This is a genomic window from Vallitalea pronyensis, assembly GCF_018141445.1.
Classification (GTDB): domain Bacteria; phylum Bacillota; class Clostridia; order Lachnospirales; family Vallitaleaceae; genus Vallitalea; species Vallitalea pronyensis.
The window spans coordinates 3,682,689-3,703,441 of the sequence record NZ_CP058649.1 but is presented as its reverse complement, the minus strand read 5'-3'; the positions used below and the strand labels follow the sequence as shown (position 1 = coordinate 3,703,441).

Annotated in this window: 16 protein-coding genes; 15 read left to right on the top strand and 1 reads right to left on the bottom strand. The window is 32.9% G+C overall.

Going from position 1 to position 20,753, the window contains the following annotated elements; translation table 11 throughout:
- Positions 1-352: 352 nt before the first annotated feature.
- The 9 genes from HZI73_RS15635 to HZI73_RS15595 all read left to right on the top strand — a co-directional run bounded on the left by HZI73_RS15635 (position 353) and on the right by HZI73_RS15595 (position 12,332).
- Positions 353-1,450, top strand: a complete 1,098-nt coding sequence (locus HZI73_RS15635) for an SPRY domain-containing protein (protein WP_212694316.1) — start codon at positions 353-355, stop codon at positions 1,448-1,450.
- Positions 1,451-1,485: 35 nt separating this feature from the next.
- Positions 1,486-2,934: a Kelch repeat-containing protein gene (locus HZI73_RS15630; protein ID WP_212694315.1), complete on the top strand. Its 1,449-nt coding sequence runs from the start codon at positions 1,486-1,488 to the stop codon at positions 2,932-2,934.
- Positions 2,935-3,705: 771 nt separating this feature from the next.
- Positions 3,706-4,872, top strand: a complete 1,167-nt coding sequence (locus tag HZI73_RS15625; protein ID WP_212694314.1) for an RCC1 domain-containing protein — start codon at positions 3,706-3,708, stop codon at positions 4,870-4,872.
- A 786-nt stretch (positions 4,873-5,658) separates the two neighbouring features.
- Positions 5,659-5,973, top strand: a complete 315-nt coding sequence (locus HZI73_RS15620; RefSeq protein ID WP_212694313.1) for a hypothetical protein — start codon at positions 5,659-5,661, stop codon at positions 5,971-5,973.
- Between the two features lie 47 nt (positions 5,974-6,020).
- On the top strand, positions 6,021-7,478 hold the full coding sequence (locus HZI73_RS15615; protein WP_212694312.1) for a Kelch repeat-containing protein: 1,458 nt from the start codon (positions 6,021-6,023) through the stop codon (positions 7,476-7,478).
- Between the two features lie 676 nt (positions 7,479-8,154).
- On the top strand, positions 8,155-8,550 hold the full coding sequence (locus HZI73_RS15610) for a hypothetical protein (RefSeq protein WP_212694311.1): 396 nt from the start codon (positions 8,155-8,157) through the stop codon (positions 8,548-8,550).
- Positions 8,551-8,672: 122 nt separating this feature from the next.
- On the top strand, positions 8,673-9,161 hold the full coding sequence (locus HZI73_RS15605) for a cupin domain-containing protein (RefSeq protein WP_212694310.1): 489 nt from the start codon (positions 8,673-8,675) through the stop codon (positions 9,159-9,161).
- Positions 9,162-9,726: 565 nt separating this feature from the next.
- On the top strand, positions 9,727-10,830 hold the full coding sequence (locus tag HZI73_RS15600; protein WP_212694309.1) for an SPRY domain-containing protein: 1,104 nt from the start codon (positions 9,727-9,729) through the stop codon (positions 10,828-10,830).
- 53 nt (positions 10,831-10,883) lie between these two features.
- On the top strand, positions 10,884-12,332 hold the full coding sequence (locus HZI73_RS15595) for a Kelch repeat-containing protein (protein WP_212694308.1): 1,449 nt from the start codon (positions 10,884-10,886) through the stop codon (positions 12,330-12,332).
- A gap of 82 nt (positions 12,333-12,414) precedes the next feature.
- Here the strand turns inward: HZI73_RS15595 and HZI73_RS15590 are convergent, their stop codons facing one another.
- Positions 12,415-13,419 (bottom strand): LacI family DNA-binding transcriptional regulator, encoded by a 1,005-nt coding sequence (locus tag HZI73_RS15590; protein WP_212694307.1) that lies wholly within the window; start codon positions 13,417-13,419, stop codon positions 12,415-12,417.
- Between the two features lie 496 nt (positions 13,420-13,915).
- Here HZI73_RS15590 and HZI73_RS15585 point away from each other — a divergent pair, with 496 nt between their 5' ends.
- The 6 genes from HZI73_RS15585 to HZI73_RS15560 all read left to right on the top strand — a co-directional run bounded on the left by HZI73_RS15585 (position 13,916) and on the right by HZI73_RS15560 (position 20,645).
- The gene (locus tag HZI73_RS15585; RefSeq protein WP_212694306.1) at positions 13,916-14,914 is read left to right on the top strand and encodes a TRAP transporter substrate-binding protein; all 999 of its coding nucleotides are present in this window, start codon (positions 13,916-13,918) and stop codon (positions 14,912-14,914) included.
- Between the two features lie 24 nt (positions 14,915-14,938).
- Positions 14,939-15,424, top strand: a complete 486-nt coding sequence (locus tag HZI73_RS15580) for a TRAP transporter small permease (protein WP_212694305.1) — start codon at positions 14,939-14,941, stop codon at positions 15,422-15,424.
- 1 nt (position 15,425) lies between these two features.
- On the top strand, positions 15,426-16,724 hold the full coding sequence (locus HZI73_RS15575; protein WP_212694304.1) for a TRAP transporter large permease: 1,299 nt from the start codon (positions 15,426-15,428) through the stop codon (positions 16,722-16,724).
- Between the two features lie 71 nt (positions 16,725-16,795).
- Positions 16,796-19,189, top strand: a complete 2,394-nt coding sequence (locus HZI73_RS15570) for a glycoside hydrolase family 31 protein (protein WP_212694303.1) — start codon at positions 16,796-16,798, stop codon at positions 19,187-19,189.
- A gap of 587 nt (positions 19,190-19,776) precedes the next feature.
- The gene (locus HZI73_RS15565) at positions 19,777-20,055 is read left to right on the top strand and encodes an SH3 domain-containing protein (protein ID WP_212694302.1); all 279 of its coding nucleotides are present in this window, start codon (positions 19,777-19,779) and stop codon (positions 20,053-20,055) included.
- 248 nt (positions 20,056-20,303) lie between these two features.
- On the top strand, positions 20,304-20,645 hold the full coding sequence (locus tag HZI73_RS15560; protein ID WP_212694301.1) for a DUF898 family protein: 342 nt from the start codon (positions 20,304-20,306) through the stop codon (positions 20,643-20,645).
- The last annotated feature ends 108 nt before the right edge of the window (positions 20,646-20,753 follow it).

The following is a 20,753-nucleotide window of genomic DNA, read 5'->3' as shown; positions in this document are numbered from 1 at the left end:
CTTTTTATATGACCTAAATTAGGTTTTGTGTATTTTTGAGAAAAATTAGATTTCTAAGCTGGTAGAATAAGAACTTAGCAACGAATATTAAAATTCAACGACTATCACTGCTATATCTTAATACAACCATTAGACCGTTATCTTTTAGACATTGCACATCACCACAATCTACATTATATGGTTAAAGATAAGAATTAAGAATATAAAGAAATGATTATATTAGTTAGAACATAATAATATGTCGAAAAAACAATAACACTTAATTATACTATCTAAAAATAGGAATTATAAGGCTATATATTGATTATAATAAATGGTATAATTTGGTAAAATAAAGTAAAGGACGATGATCATGAAAAATATTAAAAAATTAATTCTATTGATTACAATTCTAGTTGTATTTAGTGTTATTAATGTAAACGCATCAACAGAAATTGTCACATGGGATACTAGTAAGAACGGAACTAACTATACACTATCAAATGATAATCTAACGTCAGAGATATTCGGTAATGGGTCACGAAATGTAATTGCAAATGTGGGAAAACAAACCGGGAAATGGTATTGGGAGATTAAAATTGATGACATTTCAAATACCAACGTCAGGTTAGGGATTGGAATAAATGACACTACTACATATGATGATAGTATCTTATATGCCCATAACGGATATATATTTATAAACAATAATGCTGAAGTATATGGTTCATCTTTTATAGATAATGTTATTGGAATTGCATTAGATTTAGATACAGGTAAAATTGAATTTTATAAAGATGGTATTTCCCAAGGGATTATTGAAACAGGGATTGACACATCAAATACCTATTATCCAAAAGTATATAATGGCGATACTACAAAGTCAGCAACTATCACAGCAAATTTTGGAGCAACAGCTTTTGTACATCAGATTCCAAGTGGATATCATCCTTATAATGCAACGGTTGTTCAACCAAATATACCTACTAACTTAATTGCTGCGCCCTCAAATAATAATATAACCCTCGATTGGGATGCCGTAACTGATGCAGACAACTATACTATACTAAGATCAACTGATTCTGGTACTATTGATACTGTTATAGCAAGTAACATGACAACTACAACATATACAGACATAAACGTAACCCCTGGCACAACATATTACTATGTTGTTCGAGCAGTAAAGAACAGTGTAGAAAGTGCTGATTCTAATGTTGCATCAGCGATGGTTGAAAACAATATAGCTACATTACAAATTAAACTTAGCACAACAGATATTTATGAATATACGGTGACAATGAGTGACGTTTCAAATTTTATTAAATGGTATACTGATAGAGCAAATAATATAGGGTTGCCATTTTATATATTCCCAGATAGTTCGAGCATTGAGCCTTATACTAAAATTAATGAGTACATAATCCATGATAAAATAGTATGGTTTAAGGTAAAAGAATATTTAAAGTAATACCATAAATAAAAATATACTGAGGAGGATTTTAAATGAGAAAAAGAAGATTATTTAGTTTGATAATGCTTGTAATGCTAATAATGATTAATTCATTTTCGGTATTAGGTGCTGAAGGTGAGGATTTAGGTAGTTGGGAAACAAAAGCTAGTATGCTGATTACAAGATATGGTGTAGGAGTTGCAGAAACTAATGGTAAAATATATGCTGTGGGCGGATATAGTGATACATATCTATCTACGGTCGAAGAGTATGATTCACTAACAGATACATGGACCGCAAAAAAAAGTATGCTAACACCAAGAAGAGATTTAAGAGTTGTAGAAGCCAATGGTAATATATATGCAATAGGTGGAAATGATGGTGGCGTTAATCATTTAAATACAGTGGAAGAATATGACCCAGCAACAGATACTTGGACAACAAAAGCTAGTATGCCAACTGCAAGAAAAGATTTAGGAGTTGCAGAAGCAAATGGCAAGATATATGTTATAGGTGGATATGGTGATGGTGGAAGTATTCTAAATACAGTAGAAGAATATGACCCATTAACTGATTTATGGACAACAAAAGCTACTATGCCAACAAGTAGAGCTGGACTGGCAGTTACAGAAGCTAATGGTAAGATATATGCTATAGGCGGCTATGGAGGTAGTAATTTAAATACAGTACAAGAATATGATCCATTAACAGATACTTGGACAACAAAAGCTAACATGCCAACAGCTAGAAAAGAGTTAGGTGTTGCAGAAGTCAATGGTAAGATATATGCTATAGGTGGAAATGGCGATAGTATTCATCCGCTAACTACTGTGGAAGAATATAATCCGACAACAGATACATGGAGAACATTAGTTAGTATGCCAACAGCAAGAAGAGGATTGGGAGTTGCAGAAGCTAATGGTAAGGTATATGCAATCGGTGGATTTGACGCGGGTTATTTAACTACAGTAGAAGCATTTACACCACCTAATGATGAAGTTACAGTGCCTTTAAACTTAACGGCAATTCCTAATAGTAAATCTATAGTTCTTAACTGGAATGCTGTAGCTGATGCAGATAGTTACACTATACTAAGGTCAACAACATCTGGTACTATTGAAACGATCATAGCAACTAATATCACAGGTACAACGTATACAGACACAAACGTAACTCCTGGTGTAACTTATTACTATGTAGTAAGAGCAGTAAAGAATGGTGTTGAAAGTGCTAACTCTAATGTTGCATCAACTATGATTGAAATAAGTAATAATAGAGCACTGTTATTAATCAAGCTATTAGATGAAAACGACAAAGAGTATGATCTAGCTATGAGTGAGGTAGACACATTTATGAGTTGGTATTTTGACAGAGGTGTAGGACAAGGACCAGCATATTATACCTTTACTAAAGATTATAATGCAGGACCTTACATAAACAGAAAAGGTTATATTTCATATGATAAAATAATTTGCATAGAAGTTAATGAGTACATAGAATAGTACTTACAAGAGGGGGATATCGCTAATGGTATCCTCTTTTTCTTTTTAAGTCATTTTCCATTGTTATTATGGTTGTGGCTTTTTATTTTGGTAAATCTCACTTGGTATGACTTATATTATGTTTACGTAATGGTGGAGTGATGACGTGAAGCTGGCAAAAGTTAAAAAAACCTATGGTTATAACTTTAAACTGTTCCAGGACAAGAAGATAGTATATGCAACGGCTTGGGGGGATTTTACACCAGAGGGAGCATGAAACAATGTTAACGAATTTATTGAAGTCGTGTAAGGTAATCTACTTGATACCATAGAACATAAAAGACTGTCATATAATTACAAAAAACACTGAAAGATTGTTTTCGTTCACTAAACCACCACCAAAAGAAAAACTTCTTAGATTGCGAATCTAGTGGTACTGATATTTCATTATTTTTTAAGAAAAAATTATGTCAAATACTAATAGACCATAATTATAATAAAAAAACATCATGTTAAAGTATGGGTTAAGGTTACAACATGGAGGACTCTGTGTACCACCTAAGTGTGTACCTATTAATCCTTGCGAAGACAATGCTTGCTTAGAGTTTGTTGAAGGTGACTTGTTAGAACAAAGTATTCAACTACTCGAATTATGTACCAAACCTAAGATAATATTATGTTTAATAACAATAAATTTTAATTATACCATATATAGTAGTGAATTATAAGACTATAAATATATATCGTAATAATGTTAAAATTAAAAATAATTAATACGAAAGGAGATTTAAAATGAAAAATATGAAAAAACTAATTTTATTTTTTGCAATTATTATTACTTTTAGTGGAATTAATGTTTTAGGGACAATAAGAAATTATGAGGTTTTTGCAGAAGAATTAACATCGGGCGTACAGTCTGTAGGTGCTGGCTCTTCTCATAGTATAGTCTTAAAAAACAATGGAACAGTATGGACTTGGGGTGGGAATGCTGATGGACAGTTAGGAGACGGAACAACCACTCAAAGTATTGAACCAGTCCAAGTGACAGATTTGGCAGATGTGAAAGCTGTAAGTGCAGGATATTCTTATAGTATGGCCTTAAAAAACGATGGAACAGTATGGACTTGGGGTGCGAATGATTATGGACAGTTAGGAGACGGAACAACTATTAATAGAAGTGAACCAGTCCAAGTGACAGGTTTGTCAAATGTAAAAGCTATAGGGCTACACATTTTTCATAGTATAGCTTTAAAAAACGATGGGACAGTATGGACTTGGGGTCGTAATCATTATGGACAGTTAGGAGATGGAACAAACACTCCAAGAAGAGAACCAGTCCAAGTGACAGGATTGGTAGATGTAAAAGCTGTAAGTGCAGGACATTATCATTGTATGGCCTTAAAAAACGATGGAACAGTATGGACTTGGGGTGCGAATGATTATGGACAGTTAGGAGACGGAACAAACACTCCAAGAAGTGAACCAGTCCAAGTGACAGGATTGGTAGATGTAAAAGCTGTAAGTGCAGGACAGTATCATTGTATGGTCTTAAAAAACGATGGAACGGTATGGACTTGGGGGGAAAATTATTATGGTCAGTTAGGAGACGGAACAAACATTTATAGAAGTAAACCAGTCCAAGTGACAGTGTTGACAGATGCAAAAGCTATAAGTGCAGGTTATTATCATAGTATGGTCTTAAAAAATGATGGAACAGTATGGAATTGGGGTTTAAATAATTGTGCGCAGTTAGGAGATGGAACATTCACTCATAGAAGAGAACCAGTCCAAGTGACAGGATTGGTAGATGTAAAAGCTATAAATGCAGGTGGGTATCATAGTATAGTCTTAAAAAACGATGGAACAGTATGGAATTGGGGAGATAATAAATATGGAGAGTTAGGAAATGGAACAATCAGATTTAGTTCTATACCCATTCAGGTTTTTTCCCACCATTGACAATACATACAACCACAAAATTTATCAGCTCAACGGGCCAGTAACCAAATAACTTCTATATTGGGATACTATTTCAGATCCAGACAATTGCATTGATGTATTTAAGAAAGAGTCTATCTTATGGTAGGCTCTTTAACTTACGCTAAATGTAGGCTTAGTAAATTTTTGAGACAATAATAACAAATCTACTAAACACTGATATACCAATTAATAGAATTATTAGACGGCTTCGAGATTTCACATCCTGACAATCTATATAGTAGGCTTAAGATAAGAATAAAGATTATTTTAGTTATGACATAATATTATGTCGAAAAAAACAATAACACTTAATTATACTATCTAAAAATAGGAATTATAAGGCTATAATTTAGTAATGTAAGATGGTATAATTTGGTAAAAATATAAAATTGAATTTTTTAACGATGGTATTTCGCAGGGAGTAATTGAAACAGGAATTAACACATCGTTAACTTATTATCCAAAAGTATATAATGGCGATACTACAAAATCAACAACTATCACAGCAAATTTTGGAGTAGCAGCTTTTACACATCAGATCTCAAATGGATATCTTCCATATAACAATGCAACGGTTGTTCAACCAAATATACCTACTAACTTAACCGCTACAAATCTTCTAACTCTATAGTTCTTAATTGGGATGCTGTAACTGATGCAGACAGCTATACTATATTAAGATCAACGGATTCTGGTACTATTAATGCGGTTATAGCAAGTAATATAACAACTACAACATACACAGACACAAATGTAATCCCAGGTGTGACGTACTATTACGCTGTAAGAGCCGTAAAGAACAGTGTAGAAAGCGCCGATTCTAATATAGCATCAGCTATGGTTGAAAACAATGTAGCTACATTACAGATTAAACTTTGTACAACAGACATTTACGAGTATAAGATGACAATGAATGAGGTTTCTAATTTTATTACATGGTATACGGATAGAGCAAATGGTACAGGATTACCGTTTTATATCTTCCCAGATAGTACAAACATTGAGCCATATACTAAAATCGATGAGTACATAATCCATGATAAAATAGTATGGTTTAAGGTGAATGAATATTTAAAGTAATACAGGTTACTGTAACTAGACGTTTAAAATGCCAAGGAGGAACTTAAATGAAGAAATACAGAAGAATATTAAGTTTAATATTACTTGTAGCCCTAATGATAGTTAATTCACTTACGGTATTAGGTACTGAAGGTGAGTTAGACAAATGGACAGTAAAAGCAAGCATGCCAACACCAAGAGATTCATTCGGGGTAGCAGAAGTTAATGGTAAAATATATGCTATTGGCGGATATTCAGGTACTGAATTTACAACTATAGTAGAAGAATATGACCCAGCAACAGATTTATGGACAACAAAAGCTAATATGCCAACACCAAGAATCGAATTAGGGGAAGTAGAAGTCAATGGTAAAATATATGCTATTGGTGGATATTCAGGTACTGAATTTATAGCTAAAGTAGAGGAATATGACCCAACAACAGATACATGGACAACAAAAGCAAATATGCCAACACCAAGAAACAGATTAGAGGTAGTAGGAGCTAATGGTAAAATATATGCTATTGGTGGACGTACTTTAACAAATGGTACTATGGCTACAGTAGAGGAATATGATCCAGCAACAGATACATGGACAACAAAAGCTAATATGCCAACAAAAAGAAGTGCATTTGGCATAGCAGAAGTTGGTGGGAAAATATATGCTATTGGTGGATATAATCCAACAAATGCTATTATAGCTACAGTAGAGGAATATGACTCAGTAACAGATAAATGGACAACAAAAGCTAGTATGCCAACAAAAAGACAAGATCTAGGGGTAGAAGAAGTCAACGGTAAGATATATGCATTTGGTGGATTTTCGGGTATTGATGGTATAACCACAGTAGAAGAATATGACCCAGTAACAGATACATGGACAGCAAAAGTAAATATGACGGCACCAAGATTTAAATTAAAGGCAGCAGAAGTTGGTGGGGGAATATATGTTATCGGTGGAGAAACTTTAGCAAATCGTATGCAAACTATAGTAGAGGTATTTATGTCATCTAGCACAGAGGTTGTTTCTCCCACTAATTTAACTGCAACATCTAATAGTAATTCTATTGTACTGAACTGGGATACTGTTACCGACGCATACAGCTATACTATATTAAGGTCAACAGATTCTGGTACTATTGATACAGTCATAGCAAGTGATATCACAGGTACAACGTATACAGACACAAACGTAACCCCTGGTGTGACTTGCTATTACGTCGTTAGAGCAGTAAAGAATGGTGTTGAAAGCGCTAACTCTAATGTTGCATCAACTATGATTGAAATAAGTAATAATAGAGCACTGTTATTAATCAAGCTATTAGGTGAAAACGACAAAGAGTATGATCTACCCATGAGTGATGTAGACACATTTATGAGTTGGTATTTTGACAGAGGTGTAGGACAAGGACCAGCATATTATACCTTTACTAAAGATTATAATGCAGGACCTTACATAAGTAGAGAAGATTATATTTCATATGATAAAATAATTTGTATTGAAGTTAATGAGTACATAAAATAGTACTTACAAGAGGAGGATATCGCTAATGGTATCCTCTTTTTCTTTTTAAGTTATTTTCCATTTTTATTATGGTTGTGGCTTTTTATATTGGTAAATCTACAGATTTAGAAAAGCCAGATATGAACCAGTAGTACATTAGACATAATAAAAGTAGGTATATACTGTATATTGACGTACCGAGCAAGTTTCTACATCAGATACATTATCTACACGATGTACATACTTGTCGTTAAGAGTTCTTTTAGTATAAACATGGGGATTTGCTACGTGACTATTGGAACAATCATTACTAGCATATGAAATATTGCCAATTAATAAGGAAACAATATTAGCAAATACTAAAACGGCACAAAAAAATAAAATGTTTAATTATATTTACACATTTTATTTTTTTACTATAGCGATCATTCCGCAGCATCGAGTTCTTCCCAAGGCCCATAACTATGTATTATATCATGGGCATTAAAAAAAGGATGTCAAAATTTAATATAAGAGTTCGATGCTATTCGACTGCATCAGTAGACTATATTAAAAGAAACTTTAGTCTAGTCATAAGAGAAGCCAACTTCCTGTTTATTGGGGGTAGTCTTTTTTATTGCTTATTATTAAATTATCTGCTAATATAAAATAATAATCATCGGGAATTTGTCTACTCAGATATGAATATATAAATAAAATGGTAATTTGTGATGATATTGTACTAAATAGGAGGAAGAAAGATAGGGAAAAAAATGAAGAAATAATTAAAGAATACTGTCACTTTATTTCTGTACCAACAAAATTATTTGTGGACCCTCGTTATAATGGAGCAGGAGGTAGAAATAGACTGAGACATAGTTCGGCATTATTATATGGATATTTATTACTTGCCTTAAAAAAACAAAATGAAGGTAATGATATACCTACAGATGTAATAACGCTTACAGGTCTTGAAATTTCTTCGATTATTGGTGTGTCAAGAACTGGAGGACCTAAATCACTTATTGATCAATTAGAAGAGTATGGTCTAGTAACTAGAGAGCCTCATGAGCCTGGTAGGGCATATACGCTACATATTAATACGCAAATATAATTAATCCTAAAAAATAGTAATTAAAGAGTAGACAAACTTCCTATGACGATCTAGTTTACCAAAAAAGTTTGTTCGTAGTAAATACTAAATGTCAATTTAATTTTTATAAAGGGGGAATTTTAATGCCGAAAATTTTTAATGAAAATAATTTATGTTTTGAACCCAAACAATCACCTATACCTGAATTTTCATGGCATACAAGTCAAAGATTATCGGAGGTAGTTCAATCAGATAATTTATATTTTGATGTAAGGTCACTTGATCCTGACAAATACTCTTATCCATATCATTTTCACAGAAATGCAGAAGAACTTTTTGTTATCATATCAGGAAAGGCGATGTTAAGAACGCCAAATGGTTTTGACGAACTAAAAAAAGGAGACATTGTTTTTTTTGAAAAAGGACCTCAAGGTGCTCATCAACTTTATAACCATACGGAAGAACCATGTAAATTTCTTGATATACGTACTAATAATGGAATGGATATATGTGAATATCCTGATTCAAACAAAATAAATATTTTGCCAGATGTAGAAGTATATCCAAATAGTCAAAGAGTGGATTATTATAAAGGTGAAGAAAATGTTAAAGACAAATGGAATATTGATTAAAGTATTATTTAGAACATAATCACATGGCAAATAGAAGAAGGTGAAAAGACTGAAATTTAATAGAAAAATATTAAATTATGCTACTTGGATAACTTTAGTAATAATGTATGTACTCCCCTATCGATCTACAGATGGATTTGCTACTAATTTTGGTTATCCGATAGCATTTTTAACTGTGTATGATGCACCAATAAGTACCTCATTGTTGAAATCACTATATGTGGATGCAGGAGCTTTTCTTATAGATACATTGATAATCTATATAGTAATTTATATTGCTTATAAAGTGTGCACTAAAATAAAATCTAATAAAGATACGAGTTAACCTATGGATTGCAAAATTAAAATTCCAGACTAAAGCACTGTTTAGTACATAAAAGATCTTCTTAATGGAAGATCTTTTTATATGACCTAAATGTAGGTTTTGAGCAACAATACAGCATAATATTATGTCGAAAACAATAACACTTAATTATACTATCTAAAAATAGTAATTATAAGTCTATATATTATTACCATATAATGGTAACATTTTAGTTAATTCACATACTAAGGAGGAACATAAATGAAACATAAAAGGAATAAGATCATTATAATGATAGCTTTATCTATACTAACAATTAGCACTATTAACATAAGTGCATCAACAGACATTGTCACATTTGATACTATTAATAATGGAACAAACTATACACTATCAAATGGTGATCTAACTGCAGACATATTCGGTAATGGGTCACGAAATGTAATTGCAAATGTGGGAAAGCAGACTGGTAAATGGTATTGGGAGATAAAGGCTGATAGTGGGTCTCCTTTTATTGGAATTGGAACAGGGGACAACGATATATATACAAATAGTTTTTTGTATGGACATTATGCATATTTTCATGCAAAGAATAATATGGGAGAACGTTATGGTTCGACATTTGGTGACGGTAACGTCATAGGGGTAGCTTTAGATTTAGACTTAGGAAAAATAGAGTTTTTTATTGATGGAGTATCACAGGGAGTGCTTGAACCGGAAATTGACACATCATTAACTTATTATCCAAAAGTATATAATGGCAGTACTACAAGCTCAACAATAATTACAGCAAATTTTGGGGCAACTGCTTTTGAACATCAGATCCCAAATGGATATATTCCATATAACAATGCAACGGTTGTTCAACCAAATATACCTACTAACTTAACCGCTACACAGTCTTCTAACTCTATAGTTCTTAATTGGGATACTATAACCGACGCAGATAGCTATACTATATTAAGATCAACAACATCAGGTGTAATAGATACAGTAATTGCAAGTAGTATTACTGGTACAACTTATACAGACACAAATGTCACTCCTGGCGTAACTTATTATTATGTAGTACGAGCAGTAAAGAGCGGAGTAGAAAGTGCAGACTCTAATATCGCATCAGCAATGGTTGAAGAAAATACTAATTTTGCGAATCTACAAATTAAACTGTCTACAACAGATATTTATGAATATCGAATGACTATGACTGATGTTGATGCTTTTAAAAATTGGTATGTTGATAGGTCAAATGGTACTGGACTACCATTCTATAGTTTTCCAGATGACGCTAACATTGAGCCCTATACAGATGTTAATGAGTACTTAATTTTTGATAAAATAGTTTGGTTTAAAGTAAAAGAATACTAAAAATAATTAAAGAGGGTACGATTAGTAGTTTGAAATACTAAGGAGGAACACTAATGAAAAAATATGGAAGAATATTAGGTTTGATAATGCTTGTACCTTTAATGATGATTAACTCACTTTCGGTGTTAGGTGCTGAAGGTGAACCTTTAGGAACTTGGGAAACAAAAGTAAGTATGCCAACTTCAAGAAGAAGGTTAGGGGTAATAAAATCTAATAATAAGGTATATGCTATAGGTGGATCTAATGGGACTTTTTTAGACCTAGTGGAGGAGTATGACCCGGTAACAGGTTTATGGACAACAAAAGCAAGTATGCCAACAGCAAGGGAGGATTTTGGTGTTGGAGAAGTTAATGGCAAGATATATGCTATAGGTGGATATGTTGGTCCATCTAGTTATCTAGCTACAGTGGAAGAATATGATCCAGAAACAGATACGTGGACGTCAAAGACTAGCATGCCAACAGCAAGACAAAGTGTAAGAGTAGCAGTAGTTAATAATAGAATATATACAATAGGAGGAACTAATGGTAGCTATCTAGCCACAGTAGAAGAATATGACCCAGAAACAGATACGTGGACATCAAAGACTAGTATGCCATTAGCAAGTGTAGGTTTAGGAGTAGCAGTAGTCAATAATAAAATATACGCAATAGGTGGAGGAGCTACAGGAGGTGCTTATCTAGCTACAGTAGAAGAGTATAATCCCATAACAGATACATGGACGTCAAAGTCAAGTATGTCCAAAAAAAGAAGTTACTTTGGAGTTACAGAAATGAACGGTAAAGTATTTGCAATGGGTGGATTTGATGGTAGTAGTAACCTAGATTTAGTAGAGGAATATGACCCAGTAACAGACATATGGACAACAAAAGCTAATATACCGACGGCTAGACGTTTCTTTGATGCAGTGACATTAAACGATAAGATATATGCTATAGGTGGATATGATACGGGTTATTTAGCTACAGTAGAAGTTTTTACACCACCTAATGATGGAGTTACCGTACCTTTAAATTTAACAGCAACAGCTTCATCTAACTCCATAACTCTTAATTGGGATGCTGTTACAGATGCAGATAGTTACACTATATTAAGATCAACAACTTCCGGTTCTATCGATACAGTCATAGCAACGGATGTAACAGATACAACATACACTGACACAAATGTAGCTACTGGTGTGACGTATTATTATGTTGTACGAGCAGTAAAAAACGGAGCAGAAAGTGCTGACTCCAATATTGCATCAGCCATGATTGAAGTAAGTAATAATAGAGCACTATTATTAATAAAGCTATTAGATGAAAACGACAAAGAGTATGATCTAGCTATGAGTGACGTAGATACTTTCATGAATTGGTATTTTAATAGAGGTATAGGACAAGGACCAGTTTATTATGCTTTTACAAAAGATTATAATACAGGACCTTATATAAGTAGAAAAGAATATATTTTATATGATAAAATAATATGTATAGAAGTTAATGAGTACACAAAATAAGACGTATAAAAGGGGATATCGCTAATGATATCCTCTTTTATACCAAAAAACTGGTTTTTGATCGTCCATATTTTATAATATCTTAGGTAGATTCTCTCATTAATATCCTGTAATCAGAGTACATTTTTTTGTTTATTGGATAATTATCATCTAAAATATCAATAAATATTTTGGCGGCTTTTTCTCCTAATACGTGCATTTTTTGGTCTACTGTAGATAAAGATGGCGTTGTCAAGGACGAATTCTCAGTATTACTATAACCCATAATTGCCACTTCCTCAGGGATTTTTATTCCATGAGATAATAATTCCTTCATAGCGCCAATGGCAATCATATCAGAGGAACAAAAAATGGTATAAGGAAAAGGGATATTCCTGCTTAATAATTCTTTCACTCCTGCCATACCGCTAGAATAGCTGTACTTGCAGTTGATAATTTGCTCTTTATCAAAGCTTAACCCATTGTCCTTTAAAACGTCTTTGAGGGCATTAATTTTTGCAACAGTGGTTTTCCATTGAGTATCTCCCAATAAGAAGATTTTTTTATGACCCTTTGAGATGATTAATGAGAGGGCATCATAGGTTGATTTTTTTTCATCGACCATGACAGAATACATTTTATGTCCACCTCTTATAAAACTATTTATAAGAACAATAGGATATTTTTTACTTACTTCTGTTAGGAAACTAGCATTTTCATCTTTTACAGGTCTACTTCCTGCTATAATAAATCCTTCTACTTGTTTTTGCATCAACATTTCAATTTCTCGTCTTTCAGTTTTGCTATTATTCTCAGTAGAACATAGAATAATACTATATTGATTTTTTTGGCAAATAGAATCAATGCTTTTAACGATTTGAGCAAAAAAAGGATTTCCTATATCAGATATAATGATACCGATTGTTTTCATACTTATATTATTTAAACCTCTAGCGAAGGCGTTAGGTGAGTAATTTTTTTCTTTAATGAGTTTTAATATTTTTTGTCTTGTTTTTTCCTTTACAGGACCGCTATTGTTAATAACTCTAGAGACTGTAGCCACAGAGACTTGGCATTCTTTAGCTAAGTCGTATATTGTATAGCACATAATTCCATTCCTTTCTTAATATGTAATAGGTTACATAAAAGTGTAATCATTTATTCTATTAAAATATACGTATATATCTAATATATTCAGATTAAGAACAATCATTATTATACATCATTTATACTTTGATTTCTAGAGGATTATAAGAAAAAATGTATAATCATGTATATAAATCATTATTTATTCTTTACATTGCATAATTCTAAAATATTTTTCATGTTTAAACATAGTAATCCAGCACAAAGAAGCGAAGAAAAAAGTAACTGGTTACATAAATATGTAGTAAACACTTTACATGTTAAAATAAATAGTGTATAATGTGCAACATAAACGCTATATCTAAAGACAGTGTTTATAAGTTTTTTTGATTAAAAGTGTAACCAGTTACACTTTTGAAAGAAATTAAAAATAACATCTTAATAATCAAGTTAATATATGGGAACAATGAACGACAGTGATTTTCATATGTTAATCAATAAAATTGGGAGGTAACAAAATGAAAAAAGTATTAGCATTATTAGTAATCGTATCAGTATTGTTTACGGGGTTGGTTGCATGTAGTAACGAAGGGACAAAAGAGAAGACAGTAACACTGAAGTTGGCCCATAATTTAAATGAGCAACACTCTGTTCATCTTGCTCTTAGTGAATTTGCAAAATCAGTTGAAGACAAGACAAATGGTGAAGTTAAAGTTCAAATATTCCCAAATGGTCAACTAGGGGGAGAATCAGAAGTATTAGAACAATTAAAAGTTGGGGCTGTTGCGATGACAAAAGTATCGGCGGCTGCATTAACGACCTATGATGAAGGTTATAACGCATTCACACTTCCGTATGTATTCGTTGATGAAGATCATTATTTCAAGTCTATGGATTCAGATGCTGTTAAAACACTTTATAATGACACGAAAGAAAAAGGGTTTATAGGATTAACTTTTTATAACTCTGGCGCACGTTCTTTCTATACAGTGGATAAACCGATTTTAAAGCCAGAAGATTTAAAAGGCGTTAAGATAAGAGTGATGGGATTCCAATCTCAAACAGATATGGTTAAAGCGTTAGGTGGAACGCCTGTTGGATTGCCATACGGAGAGGTTTATACATCTCTACAATCGGGTGTTATAAATGGAGCAGAAAGTAATGAAACCGCTTTAACAAATGGTAAGCATGGAGAAGTAGCAAAACACTTTAGTTATGATGAGCATACAAGAATACCAGATATTTTAGTGCTTAGTACAAAAGTTTGGGATGATTTAACTAAGGAGCAACAAACTGCTGTTAAAGAAGCTGCTAGTGAATCAACAACCTCTCATAGAACGTTATGGAGCGAAGCTATAGAGGAAGCAAAAAAAGATGCAGAAGAGAATTTAGGTGTTACATTCCACGAAGTTGATAAGGCACCATTTAGAGAAGCTGTAGCACCGATGTTAGAAAAATATAGTAATGACATGCCAAAAGTGAAAAATTTATTAGATGCTTTTAAAGGTTTAGAATAATCATTATAATTATAGGAGGATATCATGGCAGCTATAAAATCGGGTTTGAATAAGATATTGTCTTATGTTATATCATTGCTTTTAATCGTGATGACATCTTTGGTATTAGTGCAAGTTTTCACGAGATATATATTAAATAACCCTAGCGATTTTACAGAAGAATTAGTGATAATTATTTTAGTTTGGACGTCTTTTTTGGGAGCAGCTTATGCTTTTGGTTCAAGAGAGCATATGTCCTTGATCTTTCTGAGACAAAAATTAACAGGTACAAAAAAAGTCGTTTTATCTGTATTCATTGATGGGTTAGTTTTATTATTTGCGTTATATATTCTCATATTGGGAGGAAAAGATATTACTCAAGAAGTCATTGACACAAGGACTCCCTTATTACAGATATCAAAGTCATATATATATGTATGTACCTTGGTATCAGGGATCATCATTTCATTTTTTCAGGTTATCAATATAATAGAAGATCTTAAAATGACTTCAGAGAAAGGAGAGAAGTAAAATGGCGTTGCAAGCTGCAATATTATTATTTAGTATATTTTTGATTTTATTAGTCATAGGCGTACCTATTTCAATTAGTATCGGAATTTCAGCAATCGTTACATCTTTTTTGGTAGTTCCGCCAGAAGTAGCTCTCTTCACAATAACTCAAAAAATGGTCAATGGTATAAGTAGTTTTTCATTGTTAGCAGTCCCTTTGTTCGTACTGTCAGGTAACATTATGAATAATGGTGGTATTGCGAAGAAGTTGGTTAATTTTGCCCAAGTAATAGGGGGAAGAATCCCAGGTTCTTTAGCCCATACCAATGTTCTTGGAAATATGTTATTTGGGTCTTTGTCAGGCTCGGCAGTTGCTGCATGTGCTGCCATTGGAGGAACTATGGCTCCCCTTGAAAAAGAAGAAGGGTATGACCCATCATTTTCAGCAGCCGTAAATATTGCATCTTCCGCAACAGGTATGCTTATTCCACCAAGTGGTGTTTTAATTCTTTACTCATTAGTAGCTGGCGGTGTTTCCATATCAGCTCTATTTATTGCAGGATATATTCCAGGTATATTAATGGGACTTGCAGTCATGATTGTGGCATATGTGAAAGCTAAGAAAAATAAATACCCCGTTTTACCAAAGGTATCTTTTAAAGAAGCAATGAAAGTATTTTTAGATGCCATACCTAGTTTGTTATTAATTGTTATTGTTATAGGTGGTATTGTTTTTGGTGCATTTACAGCCACAGAAGGGGCAGCAGTTGCTGTTGCATATACGTTTATTCTATCTTTAATATATAGAAATCTAACTCTTGCAAGTATGAAGCAGATCGTTTTAAAAACGGCTGTAACCACTGGCGTCATTATGTTTTTAGTAGCGTCTTCGTCTGCTATGTCTTGGGTTATGGCATACACAGGTATACCTCAAGCTATAAGTGAACTAATATTGTCAGTATCATCAAATAAGGTCGTTATTTTGTTGATTATGAACATGACTTTATTAGTCGTTGGAACATTTATGGATTTAACACCAGCGGTATTAATTTTTACACCTATTTTTCTACCAATAGCCACACAATTAGGTTTACATCCTGTTCATTTTGGAATAGTTTTAGTGTTTAATTTGTGTATAGGCATCATGACGCCTCCTGTTGGAAGCGTACTATTTGTGGGTTGTAGTGTAGCAGGTGTACCAATAGAAAAAGTAATAAAACCCCTATTAGCGTTCTTTGCAGCTCTAATATTGGTATTAATGTTACTGACTTATATACCTGAGATAAGTTTAGTATTACCACGATTATTTGATTTGATTTAGGGATTGTTTAAATATAACCTCACATACTCTGTGTAAATTAAGCGGATCCTTAGTATAGAGGAGAAATTGTAATGATTAAAAAGAATTATAATTTTATTTTTGAAAAATATGAAGATAATGTTTTAGAGTTTAGGTTAAAGGAAGGGCTAGCAGTAGCTAAAGTATTTGTATTAGAAGAGGATATGATAAGAGTTTTATTATATGAACAAAAGCTAAAGCTAGACAAAACTTGGCTTGTTGCTCCAGGAATGGAAGACATAGAAAAAGAAGGACGAGACAGACTAGATATTTCGCCTTTTACTTTGCCTAAATTTAACTATGAAGTAGACGACAATTCATGTACCATAGAAACCACGAAGATGAAAGTCCTTTTTAATCTAGACGGTATGAAAGCGACTTGGTATTATAAAGATGGTGAAGATGAAATCAAGTTTGCTAATGACAGAAAAACGCAAGCTTATAATTTAGAAAACTCATTAGGTGAAGGTGTATACCATTATTTGGAACGAAACCTAAATGAGCAGTATTATGGGCTAGGTGAAAAATCAGGAAATTCTGATAGGCATGGAAAAAGATATAGAATGATGAGTGTTGATCCGATGGGTTATGATGCTGAAACCACAGACCCATTATACAAACATATTCCATTCTACATAACAAGAAATAAAGACACAGGAATATCCTTTGGTATTTTTTATGACAACTTATCCACATCAATATTTGATATGGGTAATGAAATGGATAACTATCATGGAAAATACAGAATGTATAATGCTGAGGATGGAGACTTAGACTACTACATTATTTTAGGACCTAAGATGAAGCATATAACACAAAGATTTTCTTGGTTGACAGGGAAAACAATACTTACACCAAAGTGGAGTATTGGTTATTCAGGATCAACGATGAGCTATACAGATGCCCCAAATGCTCAAGAACAACTGCAGAATTTTGTTAAAGATTGTAAAGAAAATGATATGCCTTGCGATTCATTCCAACTATCTTCAGGGTATACTTCTATAGGCAATAAGCGATATGTATTCAATTGGAATAGAGATAAGGTACCCACACCAAAAGAAATGGCAAAAGATTTCCATGATAATGGCATAAGACTATGTGCCAATATTAAGCCAGCATTATTAATCGACCACCCCATGTATGGCGAACTTGAACAAAAGAAAATGTTTGTACAAGATAGATCAGGAGAAAATACAGAAGTGGCTCAATTTTGGGATGAACTTGGTGCTTACATAGACTTCACTAATCCAATGGCATTTAATTGGTGGAAGCAGCAAGTCACCGAAAAACTACTAGAGTATGGTATTGATAGTACTTGGAATGATAATAACGAATATGAGATTTGGGATGCAGAGGCTAAGGCAAATGGATTCGGTAAAGAAATAAATATAGGTCAAATTAGGCCTCTTCAATCATTGTTAATGATGAAAGCTTCATATGAAGCACAAAAAGAATTCGCCCCTGATTTAAGACCTTATCTCATATCTAGGTCTGGATGCCCCGGTATGCACAGGTATGTGCAAACATGGTCAGGTGATAATAGAACGGGTTACAATAATTTGAAGTTCAATATTAAAATGGGAATTGGCTTGAGCTTGAGCGGTGTTTATAATATTGGACACGATGTAGGTGGATTCTCAGGAATGGCACCAGAACCGGAATTGTTTGTTAGATGGGTACAAAACGGCATATTCCATCCTAGATTTACGATTCATTCTTGGAATGATGACGCAACTGTAAATGAGCCTTGGATGTATCCAGAAATGACTCAATTTATTAGAAGTGCCATCAAATTTAGAACGAAAATCACACCATATCTTTATAACTTAGTTTATAGAGCCCATAGTTACTATGAACCTATGATTCGACCTACATTCTACGATTTTGAAAGTGACAAAAAGACCTTTGAAGAATGTGATGATTTTATGTTAGGTGAAGATATGCTTGTTGCTTCAGTTGTTGAAAAAGGACAATTTGAAAGAAATGTATATTTACCAGCCTATGATGATGGATGGTACGATTTTAATACAGGTATATGGTATGAGGGTGGTCAGGAAGTGACAATACCTGCACCGCTACACTATACACCATTATTAATAAAAGCTGGCGGTATTATACCTATTAATGATGCAGAAGTAACTTTTGAAACCAAAGGGAATGATGAAAGAGGATTTATGTTATTCCCATCTAGAGGTTGTGATGAAAGTGAATATAGTTTGTATGAAGATGATGGATTAACCAATGATTATAGAAAAGGCATCTATTCATTTGTCAATGTTAAGATGACCACAGATAAGAATAAAGTTGAAATCAATATTGAAACCCATGGCAAATATGAGCTACCCTATAAGACGGTAAAAATCTATCTTCCTATGTTAGAAACAAGAGAAGTCATCATAAATGGCGTGAAAAAGAAACGTGAAAATATTTATAAAGTACAACTGTAAATAAAACAAAAATAATTTTTTTCCAGCATAATAAGGCTAAACGTGGAGATATGTATATTACATCCGTAGGGTGGAAAAAAGTAGATTTTGGAAACTTCATCATCAACCACCCAATATCATTATAACTCGAAGGATTGAAAAGGGCTGTTAATGTCAATTTCACAAGTGTAAAATCCTTATAAGTAAAGGTGCTGTTGAAAAATAAAAGCCCCACTAACGAAAAAAGAGCAGATATAATTAAATTTTGCTCTTTTTTCGTATATATTTTTGTAGAAAGGAGGCAAACGAATTGTTGATTGGGTTCATTAAAGAGGGGTTTTATGAATTTGTAGAGAGTAGGAGAATAAATACTAAAACTAATTAGTAAATAAGAAAGAGTCTATATATATTTTTTAGATAGGCTCTTTTTATTTGAACAAAAAAATTACTTAGTAAATAAAAGCATAGTAATACGACTAAAAAAGAGATGAACAATTAATTATATTATTACAATTATTAAAATATTATTAGAATTAATAAATAAAACAAAATATGACAATAAATTAACTGGAAATATTGTATAATATAAGTATAAGGAGGTGATAAATATGAAAAAAATACTAACTTTATCAATTTGCTTAATACTGTTAGTTTCAGCAACTTCTATACCAGTATCAGCAGCTCAGTTTGCTACTGTAACTGCTGATGTGTTAAATGTAAGAAGTGGTCCTGGGCTAAGCCACAGTGTTATAGGCAAACTTTATGAAGGAGATAGAGTTCAAGTGCTCTCTGGTTCAACTCCATCTGACGGTTATAATTGGGTTGAAATCTGGGATGATAACCTTCATGGTTGGGTAGCTGTGGAATATTTAGGACCCATAGGATAATGTAATACAATAGCGTTTTTAAATACTAAAAAAATGATAGTACATAAAAAGGGTCTACCTATGGGTAGGCTCTTTAAATTATGTAGGGTTTGTGTATATTAATATGCACACTATTTAGAGCATGCTTGAATAGTTTTCGTTAACCATTACCCATTTGTTCAATAACGAATTATCTGTTATTATTAAAATATAATTATGTATTGTAGTGGTTCAATCCATATAATTATTATTCATAATGGAGGCGTATTATGACAGATGTAGCGATTAATGTAAGTGTACATAATGATGGTAAATCATACTTTGATGGTGGATTATTACAGCTAATTGGTTGGAGAATATTAGGGGCATTAGTAACAACATTTACTCTTGGTATTTGTTACCCGTGGGCGTTATGCATGGTCTATGGGTGGAGAATAAACCATACAGTCATTGAAGGGAGAAGGCTTAAATTTACAGGTTCAGCAGTAGGGCTTTTTGGAAATTGGATAAAGTGGTTATTATTAAGCATTATCACACTTGGGATATATGGTTTATGGGTAGGTATTTCGTTAGAAAAATGGAAAGTTAAGCATACAATATTTGCAAATTAACTGATACATTGTATATGGATTGAGCGACTATTTATATAATAAAGGAATAAGCTTATGGATGATAAAATGAAATTATTTCATGTTTATAGATATGGCAAGTAACATTGG